Here is a 19,315-nt window from a genome sequence, read left to right on the forward strand (position 1 = left end):
ATGGAATTCAGAGCCTGCATCTAAGGTCATTTGCAGTGCTTCTACTGCATGCGAAGCCACGTGACGAAGTAAAGCTTCATCAGCGATACCACGGCCAGATTTAAGCTGATCCGCGACCATGCGGTCAACTGAATCTTGAACGCCTTCAGTCTTTTGCATTGGCGTACCAGGCGCAGCAAACAAACCACCATTAATGGCTGAGTTACCGCCAAAGTACGACATTTTTTCAAAAATATGTACGTCTTTTGCGCCTTTGCGTGTGGCTTCAATCGCCGCCGCTAACCCCGAAAAACCGGAACCAATAATAAGGACTTCAACTTCTTTGTCCCATTTAACACCATCCGCTTTCTCAGAAATGGCCATTGCAGGTGCAGCCATTGCGACACCTGCTGCAGCTCCCATTCCCTTAATGAAATTGCGGCGTCCTAGCAGATCTTTATTGCTCATCTGTAATCATCCATAGTTATAATCGACAACGAGATCATAATGCTGGAATCGATTCCAAAATGAGAGTTGCAATATGGTTTACAAAATACAACGCATTTGTAATCAAGAAGTTAAAGGAAGGTTCCATATTTTTGTTTTTAGGGATATTAACTGAGTTTTGGATTTGGTTCCAAATTGTGATATGGCGACAAAGCAAGCAAGTAGAAATGATAGCTGTACATTGAATCATAGGTAATCACCCTCGCCTCCACCTCCTAACGGTCAAAGAAAGCATGCCTGTTTACGCATTCTACTCACCACTAACCCAAAGCAATTAAGCTGTTGATAAGTAACACCTAAAAATAACTTGCGATAAGTTATTGGTAACGCGATTGATCACATACTTTGATTCGCCAAATAAACAGCTAAGAGATAAAGCTTCAGCTTTAATGACGAGTAAGTCATGCGGAATTTTAAGCCGAAAGAGATCAAAAGAGCCTGCTGTAAGTGATGTTAAGCATGTCCAAAGTACGGGTTACATGTAATACACAACTGCACATACCGATACATATGTAACATGTCCAGCTCGGACTAATCTCAATATCAGAGGATTGCAAAATGCTGTCTGCAACTGAATTCGCAATAAATAAAAGCTGGCTCGGCGATGGCGAACAACATCCTATTTTAAAGACAGTTCGGTCTATCACTGTATAGTGCTATCTTTCAACAAAACTTGGACGGTAACGACCGGAATAACACTGGGTTTAAAGCACAATATTTAAATCAAATGAAGAAAATACCACAAAAATAGAGTGTTACCATAAAGCCATTGGGCTAGGCTAGTTACAAAAAATAGAAGAAGCGCAACGATTAACCTCGGCAGTTAAGCCATTTTGGAGCACGGTGTGGCTTGTCACGCTAGCCATCCCTATAAACGATAACTGTAAACAATACCTATAAACATCACTTCTGCATAAGAGCAAACTTTTCAGCTAATTGGGCTGCCTGCGTAGGCATATTAGCTTCCTTAAATAACTCGATAATGCACTCTGCGGTACATAATCCGCCATCCACTTGGTTGCGCCTGAGGGTAAACTGCGAGTCATGCTTTGAAGATATCGAATATTTCTGCGCATTTTTCAAATAATCACTTCGGCGCAGCATCTTTCGTGCTTCTTGCCATGTCGCATCAAGAATGACTAAGGTTGATGGCATTGCCGGTTCACTTTTCTGTTCATCATGCTCGACACTTGCGGGTTGGCGGCGTTTTTCTGAAGAGCTAACTAAGGCGGCTAACTCTGAAGGACTTTCAACCTCTTCTGGAAATAACAGCGCACAATCAGCTGTTTGTAATTGTTTAACCAGTGCGGCATCGGGCGAGGTTCTTGCCCATATGATCCGTGTGCAAATGTCAGGGAAGCATTCAAGTGCTAATTGCCCTGTGTTACTTGGACGTGTCACTTCTCGCTCATGAGTTAGTAGAATGATTTGCAATGTCTGTACTCAAAAAAATATCCAGCCAGATTATATCCCAAATGACCTCGAAAAACAGGATTCAGGATGTGGAGAAGTAGCAGAATTAAGATCGTTAATTGCAGCTTTATTAATAACATTTCCACCGTCAGTGGTGCTCTTATGAAATCACAGCACGCGTTATTCTAAGCTCTAGTATCCTCGGTCACGGCTACTGCATTACGGATTCTGAACGCCCTTTGCTAATATTCAAGTCACGAATACTTAAGTCACGAATGCTTTGCTCGCCAATACACAGAACATGAATAAAACGCGTATTTAATTGACCCTATTATCAAATGAATAATCGTCATTAATGAAAGTCTCTTGAACGTATAGCAAGCTCATTTAATTCATCCGACATATCATGTAATTTGCCCGCCACCACATGAGTCACGCCTGATTTCCTCTCTAATATGCCGCTGACCTTCATGATTTTAGATACCAAATATGCCTGTCGTTGCGATCTTGCTGTTGCGCTCCAAACCACCAAATTCACATTACCGGTCTCATCTTCTAGGGTAATAAACGTCACCCCTGACGCCGTGCCAGGTCTTTGCCTGCCAACGACCAACCCAGCCACAATAACCACTTGTCCGCTTCGACAATCATCCAGCTGTGCTGCCGTTAAACAATGCTGTAGACAAGGTTTATCTCGTAATAAATGCATTGGGTGCTGACCCAGAGTAAGTCCCGTATAGGCATAATCAGCTTGCATCGACTCCGCCAAACTTGGACTAGGCAGTTGCACGGTTTCATCGCTATAAGTACTCGACTTGCGGTTATCACTAGGGTTTGCACTCGGCTTAGAATGGGCGTTATCTGTCATTTCGGCGGTATCAAATAATGGCAAACTCGGCTGGCAAGCAGACAGTTGCCAACGCACTTGATGTCGATGCCCAGCGATAGTGACAAACGCATCTGCACTGGCGAGCGTTTCCAGTTCATGGCGAGCAATGCCTAATTGATAAATCTGATCGATATGAGAGAAACCTTGCTTTGGTCGCTGCTCTATCAATTTATCTAGCTCTTTTTTATTTAGCCCTTTGACCAACCGAAAACCTAACCGTATCGCCTTAGCATCATGATCTGTAGCCACTAATGTATGTTGCCACTGGCTGTGATTGATGCATACAGGTAACACTATAACCCCGTGGCGCTGTGCATCTTGGATCAATTGAGAGGGACTATAAAACCCCATTGGTTGACTGTTTAATAATGAGCAGCAAAATGCCGCGGGATAATGATACTTAAGGTAAGCAGACACATACGCCAATAATGCAAAGCTTGCTGAATGAGATTCTGGAAAACCGTATTCTCCAAAGCCCTTTATTTGCTTATAGATCTGTTGTGAAAACTGGGCTGAATAGCCTCGCCTTTGCATGCCGTTGAGTAGCTTATCTTCAAACTGCAGTAACTCACCGGATCTTTTCCAGCTGGTCATCGCTCGTCGCAGTTGATCTGCTTCGCCACCGGAAAAGCCTGCTGCAACCATGGCGAGCTGAATCACTTGCTCCTGAAAAATAGGTACGCCCATTGTTCGAGACAGTACAGATTCTACCTCTTTACTGGGGTAAGTGACCTTCTCTAAACCATCTCGACGCTTTAAATAGGGGTGCACCATATCGCCTTGAATAGGCCCAGGGCGGACAATAGCAATTTGCACCACTAAGTCGTAATAACAACTTGGCTTGAGCCGTGGCAGCATTGACGTTTGCGCTCTCGATTCGACTTGAAACACACCTATACTGTCACCACGCTGTAGCATGTTATAAACAGCTGCTTGCTCCCACTCCACGTGATCCATGGTAAAACGATGCTTGGGTGTGCTGAGCAGATCAAAACATTTTCTGATAGCGGTCAACATCCCCAGCGCCAGTACATCCACTTTGAGTAGCCCTAAGCTCTCTAAGTCGTCTTTATCCCACTGAATAACGGTTCTATCGGCCATCGCTGCATTTTCAACGGGCACCAGTTCACTTAATGGGCCTGAAGAGATAATAAAGCCACCCACATGCTGCGATAAATGTCTCGGGAAGCCTAAGATACTCTGCACTAATGGCAACAAATATTTGCCCATACCTTCGCGAGGTATCAAGGATTTGTGTTGTAACTGAGTTAACCAGTCAACCTCGGTATCACGCCTATCAATACTGTGTAGCATGTGGTCCAAGTGTTGTTTATCGATGCCGAGTGCTTTGCCAACATCTGCCAGCGCACTTTTAAAACGGTAACTTATTACTGTTGCTGTCAGCGCTGCCCGCTCTCGACCATACTTGCGATAGATATATTGAATGATCTCCTCACGGCGTTCATGTTCAAAATCAACGTCTATATCAGGAGGTTCGTTACGCTCTTTTGAGACAAAACGCTCAAAAAGCATGTTCACCTTGGTGGGATCGACTTCGGTGATCCCTAAGCAGTAACACACCACCGAATTAGCCGCAGAGCCTCGGCCTTGATGCAAAATTTGCTGCGATTTAGCGTATTGCACGATGTCGTAAATGGTTAAGAAGAAATACTCGTATTGCATCGCTTTAATCAAAATGAGCTCTTTTTCATACTGCAATGTCACACTCGTTGGAACATGGTTATTAAAGCGGCGCATCGCCCCCTTATAGACCTCTTGCGCTAAATATTGATCCGCTGACAATCCACTTGGTACCACCTCACTTGGGTACTCACATTTAAGTTCATCAAGGCTAAACTCACACTGCGCAGCGATGTTTAAGCTGTTATCAATCCACGTCTTTGGGTAGCGTTTATAGATTGCACTCATAGGTTTAAGTGCCGTTTCGGCATTGGCGAGTAAGCGGTCACCCGCTTGTGAAAGTTCAGTGCTATAACGGATACAGGTCAGTATGTCCTGTAATTTTTGCCGTTGCTCGCAATGCATACGCACATTACCTGCCGCAACACATTCCATCTTTAACTGACAGGCTATTTGGGTCCACAATTGGATTTTTAAGGCCTCTCCCGCCACTAAACTACGCTCCATCAGTAGATAACAGCGCTGAGCAAAAAAATGGCGAATAGACTGACCAATCGCAAGCACCTGGGTTTGATAAGTCTCAAGTTGCGGTGATAAATCGCCTAGTTCACTGCGGATGGGGTTGGGTGAGGTTGGTTGCCATAATAAAATGGTCTGCTCTAAGCCCTGCTTAAGCTCACTAAATTGCAATTGATATTCGCCTTTCGCTGCCCGGCGACGGCTGTTTGTGATCAATTGACTGATCTGTCCATAACCTCGACGGTCCATGGCAAGCAGCACAAATTTACCTTCTGCGAGTTGAAATTCAGCGCCCACCAGCAATTTGAGCTTATGCTTTTTGGCAGCCTCATGTGCTTTGACTATGCCCGCAAATGAACACTCATCTGTAATCGCAATCGCTTGATACCCCAGTAACGCAGCTTGTTCGACCAACTCGTGCGGGTGAGAAGCTCCTCGAAGAAAAGTGTAATTAGAGATGGCATGTAGCTCCGCGTACATTAGCCAAACCACCCATGTAAGAAATAGCCGTTACCGTCTTTAAAAACCCAACATAATCCGCCTTGCTGATGACTCGCTATATAGTAGTCACGGCATACTTCAGGCTCTTGCCACCATAGTGTTTGCAACCGTTCAGGCCCTTTTAACAGCTCAATCGTCTCAATCGAGATCATCTCTGGTGTCACCAATAACCAGCTTGGACGGCACGCTCCTACATTTAGCCCGCTACTTGAATGGCCAATACCTGAGAGTTGTTGCAATGACTTGAGCACGGGACGATGTTCATGACCCGTGGTGGAAAGATCAGTTGCTTGCCAAGCCTCTTCGGGTAAATGAGCTGAGGTAACCTGTAGTCCTTTCACTTTATCTCCCCCTAGTCTTGCTTGCAGTAGCGCCATCAGGCGCTTCGCCTTCTCTGAACGTTGCCCTTGAGCTGCCTGTTGTCCAAACCAGTTATCGTTAGCAATAACCATAGGCACAAACTTGTCGACAGAAATCGCCATTTCCACCACAGGCTGATATAAGGTGATGCGCTCTAGTTGCATGCGGCATAAACTTAATAAGTGATCACTGCGGTGCTCGGCAAAGGGGTACTCAATAATAATATCTAGCGAACTGCGGTCACTATCACGGTAGTAAAGGGTCAATTTAAGTTGTTGAATTGCGAGTTGCCGTTGCTGTAAGTAACTCCCCATCTCTTTCAGCATTCTGCCTAACGGAAAAACAATTCCTTGCATTAATTCAACCTCATACAACAAGGCCAGTTTTTGCAGATATGTTTCCTCAGGTTCAAAATAAGTCAACGGGTGTGGTAAAGCCCCCGATACTCTTGCCAGCAGTTGCAGCAGCTTTGGCCCAAACCGTCGTCCCAGTTCCTTATCGGGTAAAGCGCACAATGAGGCAAAAGAGCTGATGCCGATATCAAGAAAGCTTTGCTTTAAAAAAGGCGAAATTGGGAGTAAAGCAACGGGTAACTGATTGAGTAACCCATGACTCTTATCAGGATTAAGGTAATCGTTTTGCTCACGGGGGATATTGGCTTTTATGTTAGCATTATGGTGCTTGTTAACTGTCGGCGGGGGCTGATGAAAAGTACTGCGACTCCCAGTATCTATGTGATGCAGGTCACTATTTGTGACGGCTACCGTCGTGATTGAAGATTGCTGCGCCAACAACTGCGCCGCTAAAGGCGTTTTACCTATCGCAAGTGACACCTCTAAACCATGGCTTTTGGCTCGTTGATCATATTGCTCAATAAGCTTATCAATACCATTGAAAATCAGCGCCATTGAACTGACTTCAAGCAGCAAAGTGTTACATACAAACTCATCCACATCTAACTTGGTACTTGAGCGGCCAGCTTTGAGTGCGTCATGCACTAATGCGCATCGCAAGGGAACCACGCGCGCACTAAATTCATAACTCCATTGGCACAACCAGTCTGAAGCCTGCTGACTAATGGAGCTGTCGAACTCCGCTAACATCACCGACGGCATTAGGCTTTGCGCGGTAGAAAGACTCATCCCAACCGTCACCCCAGCTTGTTGACTCACCGCGTCAAGTGCCAGAACGTGTAAAGACTTAGGGTCATACAATAGTACTTCAGCGCTTTGATTTAGCTCATTGCGGTAACAGAAGTATTGTAGTGCCCACTGTGGGTAATGAGCTGCTAGCCATAACATATCAATTAACGACCGGCGACGCTTAATGCATTTTATCAGGAGTTGTGGGCGCACCTTGCCCCAAAGTTTTATAGGACTCAGTCCATGCCTCTTGAGCAGAGTCGACATAAGGTGTGGTAAGCGATTTATCACTGCGACACTGCCCTGTATGCAAAGCCTCTGAATGCAATGTATCTGTTACTGACGCAGTTTGTGCGATTGAATACGACACCCACTCACTAAAAGCGGTTTTCAGAGAACTTTTCGATTGCAGGCATAGGCTACGCGTCGATTGCAGGCTTAAGCTACGCGTTGGTTCAAACTGTAACGAGAAATGCGCTTCTTGCTCAGGCTCAACAGCATAATTGATAACGGAAGCTGAATTGATTTTGTCCTCCGTTATCACAGTGTTTACAGCCAATATAGTACCGCCAGTAATACTGAGATGATGGCTAGCGACGGTCATCACGGCATCATTCGCATTAGGTAAAACTCGATGAGCGGCTTTAAGCGGTAATATAGGACTGTTGATTATCGCGCTATAATTCGCCAGCCCTTTAACCGTGGTCACCTGCACGTTGCCCCGCTGTTGGGCAAATACATCGAGATGACGTGAGGCGCTGTCGAATAAGTTGTCATTAAGCACTGTGTTATCCATTACGCAAGCACTGACACCCAATAGACTTTCTTTTAAATGAGGCACTAGCAAGGGTAAACTAAATACCGGGCTAGGCCAGCCACCGCGGCGTTTAATAATATTAACTTCAGTCATTCCTAAATGACTGTTTGAAAACCGGGTTAAGTCTGGTTGTTGTTGCTCAACAAACTTTGGCACCACGCCCAACATTGATGCTTCTATGACAGTGGCTTGTTTGTTATCGCCCTGATAACGATTGTGACTGCCATTGGATTTTAACGCTGAAAAGCACTGTCTTTGTAGCACTAAGCGTAAATTCACTGGGTGTGACTGCTGTGCATTACGTGTTGGTAAATAGAGCATACACAAGGCCTGGCCTTTCTCTGCTGCTAACTGTAGCCGTCTCGCCTCCGTGGTCGACAAGTTCTCTAGCCACGCTAAGACCAAGGGAACGCTGCCACTTGCTAACGCTTGTTCAATAGCCCATAACCGCTCTTTTCGCTGTTCTGTATCGATCCAAATCAAGCGGTCTGTATTCAACCCTTGTTGTAATAGTGCTTGAGGCGAAGGTATGTGAGGCGGTGCCACCAGCATTACCATTGCATCATTAGCGTGTGTCGATGACACACCATGGCTTATCAGTTGTTTCAATAAAGGCAACACGATACTGAGTTCACCTTGACCCACACCATCGCATAAAATCTCACACACCCCGATTTGCGGCCAGCCATTATCAGCAAGGTTGTCATCTAACAACGAAAAACCGGTTGGATAGGCCACATGTTGCTGTTGCCACTGCTGTCCACGCCAAATGTCTTGCCGCGCTAACAATTGATTGATAGCGCTCGCGCTGGCTGCTGTATCGTTGACTCGCTGAGGTGTGGTAATCACTGGCTTTCGGAAACTGGCGTTATCAATCTGCTCTGACGCTTCTTTATCTTGTAATACCGAATGTGCCTTTGCGCTTGAGTGCCCCATGTTTCCACCTTTTTGTTGTGATAAAAGCGTACTCATCATTTGAGGACCTACCCTTTGATAACAGGCGTTGTGATCCTTAAACTCAAATACTGTATATACGTACAGTATAATTATCTTTATTGAGATCGCAAGCACTCGATTACGATCCGTAAGCCAAAAAAAAACGCCCCTCTATTGAGGGGCGTTAATAATACTTTTCCGTATCGGAATAAATTCTAAAGCAAGGACTTATTATTTATACTTTTTCACTTTCTTGAGCGCTATTTGCTGCTTTAACATCGACAGGTGGTCGGTGAACACCACACCCTTGAGATGATCCATCTCATGTTGCAGTACAACGGCAAGAAACTCATCGGTATCGATTTCGAATGCTTGACCGGTGCGATCTAATGCAGTGACTTTTACGCCTTCATGACGATTCACTTTCGCACGATAACCAGGAATGGACAAACAGCCCTCTTCCCCTTGAAAATCGCCACGGGTTTCTACCATTTCAGGATTAATCAATACCATCGGCTGATCGCGTTCTTCAGACAAATCGATAACTAAAATAGCATGTAAGCTACCGACTTGAGTTGCTGCAAGCCCGATACCATCCTCGGTGTCGTACATGGTTTCAATCAAATCATCAATAAAACCCTGCACCGCATCAATATCCTTAACCGGCTCAGCTTTTCGTTTAAGCCGCTCATCAGGGATCGTTAAAATGTCTAACACTGCCATATCATTATCACACTAGTATTAACTAAAAAATTTCGCGCTATTATGACCGAATCAGCCACAAAGGCAACTCCCATCACCTTTAACGTATTACATTCATCGCCAGTTTCCCTTAAAAAGGGACTGAACGGGATGACAACGGCACTCATACAGGTGATAGAGTCGATAATGTCATTGCGGTCAATTAGCTTAAATTAGGCACGTCGCCCTAGCGTAAAAAAGCCACTCAAAAAACACACAACACGATACACTTTATTAACATTTGTGATAGCATTCGTGATAATGTATAAAATATACGGATAATAATATGTCACCAACTGTGCGCACCCCCTTGCCCGCCACATTCTATGTCGCTAACACCATGGAGATCTTTGAACGACTCGCCTGGTATGGCTTCTTTGCTCTGTCATCGCTCTATATGACCTCACCACAAAATCAAGGTGGATTAGGGTTTTCAGATCAAGAACGTGGCCTGCTACAAGGTATGATCCCCTTCTTCTTATACCTTCTGCCAGTACTGACAGGCGCACTCGCCGACCGTTATGGTTATCGAAAAATGTTTCTAATCTCCTATGCCATCATGTGTCCCAGTTACTATTTATTGGGTCAGGTCGATAGCTTTAGTGGCTTCTTTATCGCCTTTATGGGTGTGGCCGTTGGCGCGGCCTGCTTTAAACCTGTCGTCACCGGGACTGTCGCCCGCACCACCGATGACACTAACCGTGGCTTAGGGTTTGGCATATTCTATATGATGGTCAATATTGGGGGGTTTTTAGGGCCATTCGTTGCCGGTTACGTTCGAGCGATTAGCTGGGACTGGGTATTTATTATGTCTGCATTCTGGATCGCACTTAACTTTATCCCGGCGCTGTTATTCTACAAAGAGCCGACGGATCAACATCGCCAAAAAGGAAAACCACTTAAAGCTGTTTTTAACGATATTCAAGAAGTACTCGGTAATGCCCGTTTCGCGATTCTGTTTTTCGGTACGCTGATGATATTAATGTCTTTTGGCGCTAAATGGATCACCGGTGAAACGACGCTTATTATCTATGCCTGTTGGTTCAGCGCCCATCTTATTTGGGACAAGCTGGCCTCATCTCAAAAAGGCGTACCATGGTATGGACAAAAAATTAGCCTAGGTAACAAACCATTTGTTATCTACCTGCTTATTTTATCGGGCATGTGGATGGTATATCAGCAAATATTTATTACGCTACCAATCTATATCCGTGACTTTGTCGACACCACTGATTTAGTCTTAATGCTAGCTAACTACCCAGACTTACAGCAGTTCTTTGCGCCGGTCGATATCGGCTTACTGCAATCAGAATTAAGCCGTTTAGCGCAAGAGTTCAATGCAGGCACCTTTAATGCTAAGCAAGCCTATTTTGAACTGGTTCATGTCAAAGTGATGGTACCCACAACCGAAATAAGCCATGCATTTAGCGCCATTCAACAAACTCCAGCCTTGGCTGCGCAATACGCCCAAGACTGGGCCAGTGAACATCGCCAAGTGAATCCTGAATACCTTATCGGGCTTAACTTTTTATCGATTGTCGTGATGCAACTGCTTGTTAGCCGTTTTGTTGAACGCTTCCAAGCCCTTCCTGTTCTGGTTGGCGGCACTATTATCCTAGCATTAGGCACAGCCATTGGTGGCTTAGCGCATGGCGCAATCATGGGCGGTGCAATGGTACTCACCTCGATATTAGTATTCTCTATTGGGGAAATGGTTGCCTCACCCAAGAGCCAAGAATACGTTGCTAGTTTCGCGCCTCATGATAAAAAAGCCATGTTTATGGGCTACTACTTTGTCTCATCGGCTATTGGCTTTTTACTTGCAGGTCCTTTATCAGGCTACCTTTATAGTGAAGTTGCTAAAGGGGCTGAGCGCCCTGATATGATGTGGTTTATTATTGGCGGACTCGGCCTATTGACGGCGTTGGGTTTAATTATTTTCCATAAATTTGGCGTAACACCACAAGCACTCGATCCCGTTGACGCCGAGCTTGCTCAAGCAAATTAACCTCATCAACATATTTAAAGCCCACGCGAATCTAATTGGCGTGGGCTTTTTTATTCAAGCGGTAAAATTAGAACTGGGAGCGAACGGCAAAAACCCATTGAGTATCATCAGTTTCGACATTCTCAAGTTTTTCCCAATCATACTGATAACGAACCGCCCATGACCACTGTGGATCCACTTGGTAGCCCATTGAGATCCAACTCCGCGCATCAAAACGCTCAACACCATCAATCCCCGCATTGCCTCTGGCATACAGTTCACTGTACCAATGTTCGGTAATGGGTTTGAGCACTGTAATGCTGGCATTAGCCGCTGTACTATCGGTATAAGACTTAACGGCTAAATGGTTAACGGCGACCTCAGTAAACACTTGAGTGTCTAACCAGCCTTTATGCTCATACATCAAACCCAGTTGATACTGATAGTGACTGGCTTTTCCTTGGGGGGTGCCGGTTTTTCCATGATCAATCGATGCTCTAAGGTGCCACTGGTTAGATGATGAATATAAATAACCCAAATGCCATTTATCACCTCCAGTATTAGTGTGGCCCGAAAATTTTTGATGGTCCGTCGCCAGGGTACCGCCAATGTTGAGTACATTGTCAGTAAAGCCAACATAAAGCGAATCACTTAGGTTGAGCGGATCGGCAATATGACGATACTGTTCAGCCACAGCAGGTAGAGAAACAGTTGTTAGCAACAGCAATGAACTAAAGAGAGGGTTGATGACCTGCGCAGACATGATATATACCGTAGAAAAGCGCTATTATTACTTTAGCGCTAAGTCTCAGCAAGAACTTTTACCTTATATTACAACGCATTAATAAAGCAGCAGCATACCAGCAAAAGCTTAACAGGCGTAACCCGACCTCGGCATTGTCAGGTGCATTAATTATCGGCTGTCAATCTTGTGATAGGTACCGATACACGATAGAGTTTAAGAGACAATAAAGGGATAGTGATTCATGGAAAGCGACAACAAAGCTTCACCTATGACGCAAATATGGCATATTGTGTCTATGATCCCTGCAGGGAAAGTCAGTTCTTATGGCAAAATTGCAGATTTAGCGGGGTTACCAGGCAGAGCGCGTTATGTGTCAAAGGCACTTAAAGCTGCACCTGAAATGCTAGCCCTACCTTGGCATAGAGTGATTAACAGCCAAGGCAAGATTTCGTTTGCCGAATATACTCAACCTTATCGGGATCAAATGGAGCTGCTACGCAGCGAAGGCGTTACCGTCAATCGCGGTCGAGTTAAGCTGTCTGATCATGAATGGCGACCTGATATGGCAACATTAGTGCTTTCAATACCCTTTTAAAGCACATTAAACACTGTTTTAAGGAGAGATTTTGTCTAAAAAGTCACGTATTTTATTTGCTGCTAGCTTGCTATTAACAAGCTATCCCCTCATCGCTGACACTACGCCTTTGACTCCCCACACAGCTGAATATCAAGTCAACTATGGCAGTATCGAACTTGGTCGTGCCCGTTATATTTTGCCAGCCCCTGACGGCGGAGTATTCGAATACCGTTTCGACAGTGATGTCAGTCTGCTAATGCTCTCCGATCAACGCCATATTCGCAGTGAATTCACACTTAAAGATAACCAGTTAGTGCCAATGCGCTACTCTTCCCAGAGAACCGGAACCGGGCCTGACTTTAGAGAACAAGCCGCTTTTGCCAAAGGGCAAAATGTTGTCCATAGCCGTTATAAAGGTGAACGAGCAAAGTTCCCTTACGACATCGAACTGTTTGACCCTCTGATGGTTCAGTTACAATTTAGGCTAGATATGGCCGCCAATAAAGAAGAGCTGCATTACACCATGGTGAAAGAGGGAGAAATTGATGACTATGCCTTTAGGATTGTCGGCAAAGAGCGCGTTAACATTGACAGCGGCAGTTATCAAACCCTAAAGTTTGAAGTGGTGCGTGACAGTACTAAACGACAAACATTTTTCTGGATGTCACCAGAGTTAAGCTATCTCCCCATCCGGCTAACGCATTTTGAAAAAGGCAGTAAACAACTCGATATCAAACTGCTCAGTTATAAGTTTGAGCAAGAGGCAACCCTTGTTACGCCGTTAATAGAGCCCGCTTTAGCTGATACCGTTAAACCTGAGAACATTGACTCAAACAACACCATCGAGCAATAACCAACACCCAATATTAAAAAAGCGCGGATAGCCATTGGCTACCCGCGCTTTTTATTATCAGTTCAGGGTAATTCTACCCTATTAGTAACTCACCTTTCTTAAACAGCTTCCACTCACCAGGTGCTAATACATTCCACTGCTCATTCTTTGTCAGTGGTCGAGTCGCAATGACGGTTACAACATCATTCGGCGTAGTTTCAGTATCAAAATCAATCACCACATCAGTGTCGATTAGCTTGGCTTTGCCAAACGGCGCGCATCGAGTGATGTAGCACAAGTTATTACTGCAATAACTCATTAGGTGCTCACCGTCACTCAAAATCATATTAAACACCCCTAGGGCTCTGATTTCATCAGCCAAAGTGGCAATAAAACGATAAACTGCGAGCATGTCGTCAGGGGCTTTATCACCAAACTGCGCTACCACTTTGTCCATAATCCAACAAAATGCCATTTCGCTATCGGTATCTCCCACCGCATTGAACCGTGTCGGCACAAACTTAGCTTCATAACCGCTTAACTGACCATTATGTGCATAAGTCCAATATTGCCCCCAAAGCTCACGCGTAAAAGGGTGAGTATTCTCTAGTGAGACACAACCGCGGTTAGCCTGCCTTATATGGCTCACCACCACTTCACTTTTAATTGGGTATGATTTAATTAATTTTGCAATATGAGATTCACTGCTAGGGCGCGCATCTTTAAATGTTCGACTTCCTTTACCTTCGTAAAAAGTGATCCCCCAACCATCAATATGTGGGCCTGTCACACCGCCACGTTCAGCAAGGCCAGTGAAACTAAATACAATATCGGTCGGCACATTGGCACTCATGGCCAGCAACTCGCACATTAATCTTAACCCCGTTCAATAAGCTACAACTTTATTTGTCCATTCTAACCAGTTGCTAGCCATAGTGGAATCCTCCCCTGACACAAAAAATTTAAACATTTGTTTGAAAAGACTTGTATTAAAACTGACTAGCGTTTAAATTTTATGAGACACAGGTCTGACCACAGACTATAATTGTGACCTAGACAGCAAATAAGTGACTCGCTAAACGTGATAAGTCACAACTAAAAGGAGAATAACAGTGACTACCCTACTTTGGATCCTGGCGATGATTTTTACCATAGGTGCTTTTGCCTATCTAAGAGTCTCCCTACTCACTGCCACCTTGGGTGCCGCCATTGTTATGGCTATCGGCACAGGTACAGCAGTAATTAGCCCGCTATTATGGGTTGTTTTTCTGGTTATCGCCTTACCGCTTAATCTCAGTTCTTTCAGACAAAATGTCATCTCTCGCCCGTTACTCAAAATATATCGCGGGATCATGCCAGAGATGTCAACAACAGAGAAAGAAGCGATTGAAGCCGGAACCACATGGTGGGAAGCTGACTTATTTGCAGGGAAGCCTGATTGGAGCAAGCTACATAACTACCCAAAGGCCGCTCTGAGTGCAGAGGAACAAGCATTCTTAGACGGTCCAGTTGAAGAGGTGTGCAAGATGCTCAACCAGCATCAAGTGTCGCATGAGTTAGCAGACCTCCCCGAAGAGATATGGCAATATTTAAAAGATAATGGCTTCTTTGCCATGATCATTAAGAAGAAATATGGCGGTTTAGAATATTCTGCATATGCACAGTCACGCGTACTGCAAAAGCTGGCGGGTTTAAGCAGTGAGTTAGCCTCTACTGTTGGCGTACCAAACTCACTCGGTCCTGGTGAGTTACTGCAGCATTACGGTACCACAGCTCAACAAGACCATTACCTTCCACGTCTTGCAAAAGGACTTGAAGTCCCTTGCTTTGCATTAACAAGCCCTGAAGCGGGTAGTGATGCAGGTGCTATTCCTGATTACGGCATTGTTTGTAAAGGTGAATGGGAAGGCGAAGAAGTCCTCGGCATGAATCTGACATGGAACAAGCGCTACATTACTCTCGCGCCAGTTGCGACTGTGTTAGGGCTTGCCTTTAAACTGCGCGACCCTGACCAACTCTTAGGTAAAAAAGAAGAGCTCGGTATTACTTGTGCACTTATTCCTACCGACATTGAAGGTGTAGAAACCGGTCGTCGTCATTTCCCACTTAACTGTATGTTCCAAAATGGTCCAACACGCGGCAACGATGTGTTTGTCCCATTGAGCTTTATCATTGGTGGTCCTGAAATGGCAGGCCAAGGCTGGAAAATGCTGGTTGAATGTTTATCTGTTGGCCGTGGTATTACGCTACCGTCTAACTCAGCAGGGGGTATTAAAACCGCCGCATTAGCGACAGGGGCTTACGCTCGAATTCGTCGTCAATTTAAGCTACCGATTGGTAAGCTTGAAGGTATTGAAGAACCAATGGCGCGCATCGGTGGTAATGCTTACCTAATGGATGCAGTGACTACGTTAACGACAACCGCTATCGATTTAGGCGAGAAGCCATCAGTCGTTTCTGCCATCGTGAAGTTTCACCTCACCGACAGAATGCAACGATGCGTTATCGATGCTATGGATATCCATGGTGGTAAAGGGGTTTGCTTAGGCCCAAATAACTACCTCGGCCGTGGCTATCAAGCCGCTCCGATTGCGATTACCGTTGAAGGTGCAAACATTCTGACTCGCTCGATGATTATTTATGGTCAAGGTGCGATCCGCTGTCATCCCTATGTGTTAGCGGAGATGGAATCAGCATTTGATACGGATGTTAACAAAGGTCTCCGTGATTTTGATGCGGCTATCTTTGGTCATATTGGTTTTACCACCAGTAACTTGGTTCGTAGCTTCTGGTTAGGTCTTACCTCTAGCCGCTTCTCTAACGCACCTTACTCAGATAAAACTAAGCGCTACTATCAGCAGATGAACCGCTTCAGTGCAAACTTGGCGTTACTTTCTGACTTAGCGATGGCGACATTAGGTGGCAACCTTAAACGTAAAGAACGTATTTCAGCCCGTTTAGGAGACTTGCTCAGCCAGCTATACCTTACTTCGGCAACGCTTAAGCGTTATGAAGATGAAGGACGCCAATTAGAGGATCTACCATTAGTGCAGTGGGCAGTTGAAGATTCACTTCATAAGCTACAAACTTCTCTAGATGATCTACTTGATAACTTCCCAATGGGTCTTGGTTTGCCGTTACGTGCTGTTATTTTCCCATTTGGTCGTCCATTAAAACGCCCAACTGATGTGCTTGACCATAAGGTTGCTCAGATAATGCAAACACCTTGTGCTAGCCGTGAGCGTATGGGTAAAGGACAATTTTGGACACCTAGCGAGCACAATGCCGTTGGTATTCAAGAGCAAACCTTTAAAGACATCTTGGCGTCAGAGCCTATCTACGACAAGGTCTGTAAAGCAGCTGGCAAGCGCATACCGTTTATGTGGTTAGATAAAATTGCTGCGGAAGGCAAAGCGCTTGGCGTGCTTAGCGAAGATGAAATTGCACTGCTAGAACGTGCTGAAATTGGCCGCATGAAGTCTATCAATGTTGATGACTTTGATCCTGAAGAGCTTAAAGCACGTGTACTTGAGTTCGCCAAACAGGTACAAGCAGCCTAATCAATGCCAGATTAACAACGTAAGTTGATACTCTAAAAGCCAGTCGCTCCCCGCGACTGGCTTTTTTATTGGGGGAGGTTTGCTTAAGGCTGCGTAATATTGGCTATTGCAACAGGTTTAGCATCTCTGGGAATTAAACTAATCAACTCTACACCCGAGGTTAACGCTACCGTGTCAGCCGCACTTATCACTTTGACCTTGCCCCCTTGCAAATACACCAAAGGAATCGCACTTTGACCGTACTGCGCCATAAACATCGAGTAATCAAAGTTTGCCGTCAAGCTGGTACTTTTTATACTAGCGCCTTTAGCCATCAAACTGGCTAATTTAGAATAAGACACAGCATCACCAAATAAACACAACCGCTTTAAATAAGACTCGGATAACTGATGCCTTGCGCTATTACTGCTGTTAGTAGTGTCATTATTATTAAGTCCATACACCTTCTCCCTGCCAAACACATCTTGGAAATAGAAACTGACCAAAGGGTTAAGCTGCCTGTAAGGTGACAATACCAGTACACGCCCTATTCCGCTCATGTTCATATGGTTTTCAGCGTGCTCAGACGCCGGATTACCAAAATAGACTGCAAGATTTTCCATCCGAGCTAATCGAATATTGTCCCAGTTATTGTCGGCTAACAACACGGTAACGCCGTTAGCCTTTAATGTTTTGGCTAAAGCACGTGAAAATTGAGACGCGCCAAAAATAAGCAATCCTTGCGACGATCCAGCGGTCACCCCTAATATTTTTGCCCAGCGCCCCGCTGTCAGACTTTGGATCACCACTGTGCCGATAATGATTAAAAAGACCAAGGGGACAATCAATTCCGCACCGGCCACGCCAGCCTTCTCGAGTTTGATGGCAAACAGTGAGGAAATTGCTGCCGCAACAATACCGCGCGGCGCAACCCAGCTTAAAAACCACTTATCAGCACCAGATAACGATGTCCCAACACCACAGCACCAAATGCTAAGTGGCCGAGCAATCAACATCACCACCGCTAACAGCACCAATCCTTGCCAACCTAAACTGATCAAAGCATCAGCATTTAATCTCGCGGCTAATAAAATAAACAGTGCAGAAATGAGCAGTACCGTCAGCGTTTCTTTAAATTCAAGAATATCGTCAATCTCGACACCCTTCATGTTTGCAAGCCATATTCCCATAACGGTTACAGACAGTAAGCCAGCTTCTTCTTGCAGTAAATTAGAGGCGACAAATACCGCTAACATTAAGGTTAATACGGCGGTATTACGCAAATAATGTGGCAGTAAGTTATTGCGTAAGATCAAGCCAACTAAATAGCCGCAAAGAGTCCCTAAACCGAAGCCGACTAACAGCATCGAAGTTAAAGCATGCAACACATGGGTTGTGGGGTCCGCTGCCACAGCAATGTATTCAAATACCAATACCGCTAATATCGCCCCGATAGGATCAATCACTATGCCTTCCCAGCGTAAGATACTCGATAACTCTGTTTTAGGCCTCACACTGCGCAGCAATGGCACAATCACAGTCGGACCAGTAACCACCACTAATGCGCCAAATAACGTCGCCATTGGCCAATCAAAACCAATTAAGTAATGCGTTGCAACACTGATACAAACCCACGTAATGGCGGTACCTAAGGTTACAAGACGAGTCACCATACCGCCGTGCTCTTTAATCTCTTTAAAATTAAGCGTCAAAGCACCCTCAAAAAGAATAATGGCAACACCTAAGGAGATAATCGGAAACAGGAGGTCACCAAAAATGGCATCTGGCTTTAAAAAACCCAACATTGGCCCTAGCAGTAGACCACACAGCAACAGAGGTAAAATAGCAGGTAATCTGAGCCGCCAGCCCAACCATTGACAAAATAGCGACAAAACGCCTAAGAGCGCGAGCATAGCGGTGATGTGCTCCAGCATGATATATCCTTATCCAATAATTGCCGTCATTACATTGTTAACATAGAAGTAAAAGTAACCAATGTAAAAGTTATCGTGATAAGTATTCTGCAGAATTAGGGATGTAGTCCATCAAGTATTCATTAGCTGCTCGCTAAAATACTTGATGTCGGATAGGCGGCACTTGTCACCAAGTACCGCCCTCCTAAGAACCGGACGTGCAACTTTCACTGCATACGGCTCAAGCCTCCACTAAGGCGTATTCTGTTACCCAGCA

12 protein-coding genes and 1 pseudogene are annotated in these 19,315 nt (G+C 45.0%); 4 read left to right on the top strand and 9 right to left on the bottom strand.

Annotated elements, in window-relative coordinates; genetic code table 11:
- The 6 genes and pseudogenes from ardA to def form a co-directional block, all read right to left on the bottom strand.
- Window positions 1-447 (bottom strand): annotated as a pseudogene (gene ardA, locus L2729_RS20795) (acrylate reductase flavoprotein subunit ArdA); the annotation flags it as partial.
- Between the two features lie 942 nt (window positions 448-1,389).
- Entirely contained in the window at window positions 1,390-1,920 is a 531-nt protein-coding gene (locus tag L2729_RS20800) for a tRNA-uridine aminocarboxypropyltransferase (RefSeq protein ID WP_248989980.1), read from the bottom strand.
- 331 nt (window positions 1,921-2,251) lie between these two features.
- A complete protein-coding gene (locus tag L2729_RS20805; protein WP_248989981.1) occupies window positions 2,252-5,428 on the bottom strand; it encodes an error-prone DNA polymerase in 3,177 nt (1,058 codons plus the stop codon).
- On the bottom strand, window positions 5,428-7,164 hold the full coding sequence (locus tag L2729_RS20810; protein WP_248989982.1) for a Y-family DNA polymerase: 1,737 nt from the start codon (window positions 7,162-7,164) through the stop codon (window positions 5,428-5,430). Before L2729_RS20810 ends, L2729_RS20805 begins: the two co-directional genes overlap by 1 nt.
- Entirely contained in the window at window positions 7,133-8,743 is a 1,611-nt protein-coding gene (gene imuA, locus L2729_RS20815; RefSeq protein WP_248989983.1) for a translesion DNA synthesis-associated protein ImuA, read from the bottom strand. Before imuA ends, L2729_RS20810 begins: the two co-directional genes overlap by 32 nt.
- A 192-nt stretch (window positions 8,744-8,935) precedes the next feature.
- Window positions 8,936-9,427 carry a peptide deformylase gene (gene def, locus L2729_RS20820; RefSeq protein ID WP_102039725.1) on the bottom strand — a complete coding sequence of 164 codons (492 nt, stop codon included), beginning with the start codon at window positions 9,425-9,427 and terminating at the stop codon, window positions 8,936-8,938.
- Between the two features lie 304 nt (window positions 9,428-9,731).
- On the opposite strand from def, the gene L2729_RS20825 reads away from it, so the two are divergent.
- Window positions 9,732-11,453: an MFS transporter gene (locus tag L2729_RS20825; RefSeq protein WP_248989984.1), complete on the top strand. Its 1,722-nt coding sequence runs from the start codon at window positions 9,732-9,734 to the stop codon at window positions 11,451-11,453.
- Window positions 11,454-11,520: 67 nt separating this feature from the next.
- On the opposite strand, the gene L2729_RS20830 is transcribed toward L2729_RS20825, so the two are convergent.
- Window positions 11,521-12,195, bottom strand: coding sequence for a hypothetical protein (locus tag L2729_RS20830; RefSeq protein ID WP_248989985.1), 675 nt, complete (start codon window positions 12,193-12,195; stop codon window positions 11,521-11,523).
- A 223-nt stretch (window positions 12,196-12,418) separates the two neighbouring features.
- Here L2729_RS20830 and L2729_RS20835 point away from each other — a divergent pair, with 223 nt between their 5' ends.
- Together L2729_RS20835 and L2729_RS20840 are read left to right on the top strand one after the other, a co-directional pair.
- Complete coding sequence (locus tag L2729_RS20835) at window positions 12,419-12,772, top strand: MGMT family protein (RefSeq protein WP_248989986.1); 354 nt, start codon at window positions 12,419-12,421, stop codon at window positions 12,770-12,772.
- Window positions 12,773-12,803: 31 nt separating this feature from the next.
- On the top strand, window positions 12,804-13,607 hold the full coding sequence (locus L2729_RS20840; RefSeq protein ID WP_248989987.1) for a DUF3108 domain-containing protein: 804 nt from the start codon (window positions 12,804-12,806) through the stop codon (window positions 13,605-13,607).
- A 73-nt stretch (window positions 13,608-13,680) separates the two neighbouring features.
- Here the strand turns inward: L2729_RS20840 and L2729_RS20845 are convergent, their stop codons facing one another.
- Window positions 13,681-14,457, bottom strand: coding sequence for a class II glutamine amidotransferase (locus tag L2729_RS20845; RefSeq protein WP_101091894.1), 777 nt, complete (start codon window positions 14,455-14,457; stop codon window positions 13,681-13,683).
- 241 nt (window positions 14,458-14,698) lie between these two features.
- Between L2729_RS20845 and fadE the strand changes: the two genes are divergently transcribed.
- Window positions 14,699-17,146, top strand: coding sequence for an acyl-CoA dehydrogenase FadE (fadE, locus tag L2729_RS20850; RefSeq protein ID WP_101091893.1), 2,448 nt, complete (start codon window positions 14,699-14,701; stop codon window positions 17,144-17,146).
- Window positions 17,147-17,229: 83 nt separating this feature from the next.
- On the opposite strand, the gene L2729_RS20855 is transcribed toward fadE, so the two are convergent.
- Window positions 17,230-19,059 carry a cation:proton antiporter gene (locus L2729_RS20855; protein ID WP_248989988.1) on the bottom strand — a complete coding sequence of 610 codons (1,830 nt, stop codon included), beginning with the start codon at window positions 19,057-19,059 and terminating at the stop codon, window positions 17,230-17,232.
- Between the last annotated feature and the right edge of the window lie 256 nt (window positions 19,060-19,315).

Source organism: Shewanella gelidimarina (assembly GCF_023283945.1).
In the GTDB taxonomy this organism is placed as follows: domain Bacteria; phylum Pseudomonadota; class Gammaproteobacteria; order Enterobacterales; family Shewanellaceae; genus Shewanella; species Shewanella gelidimarina.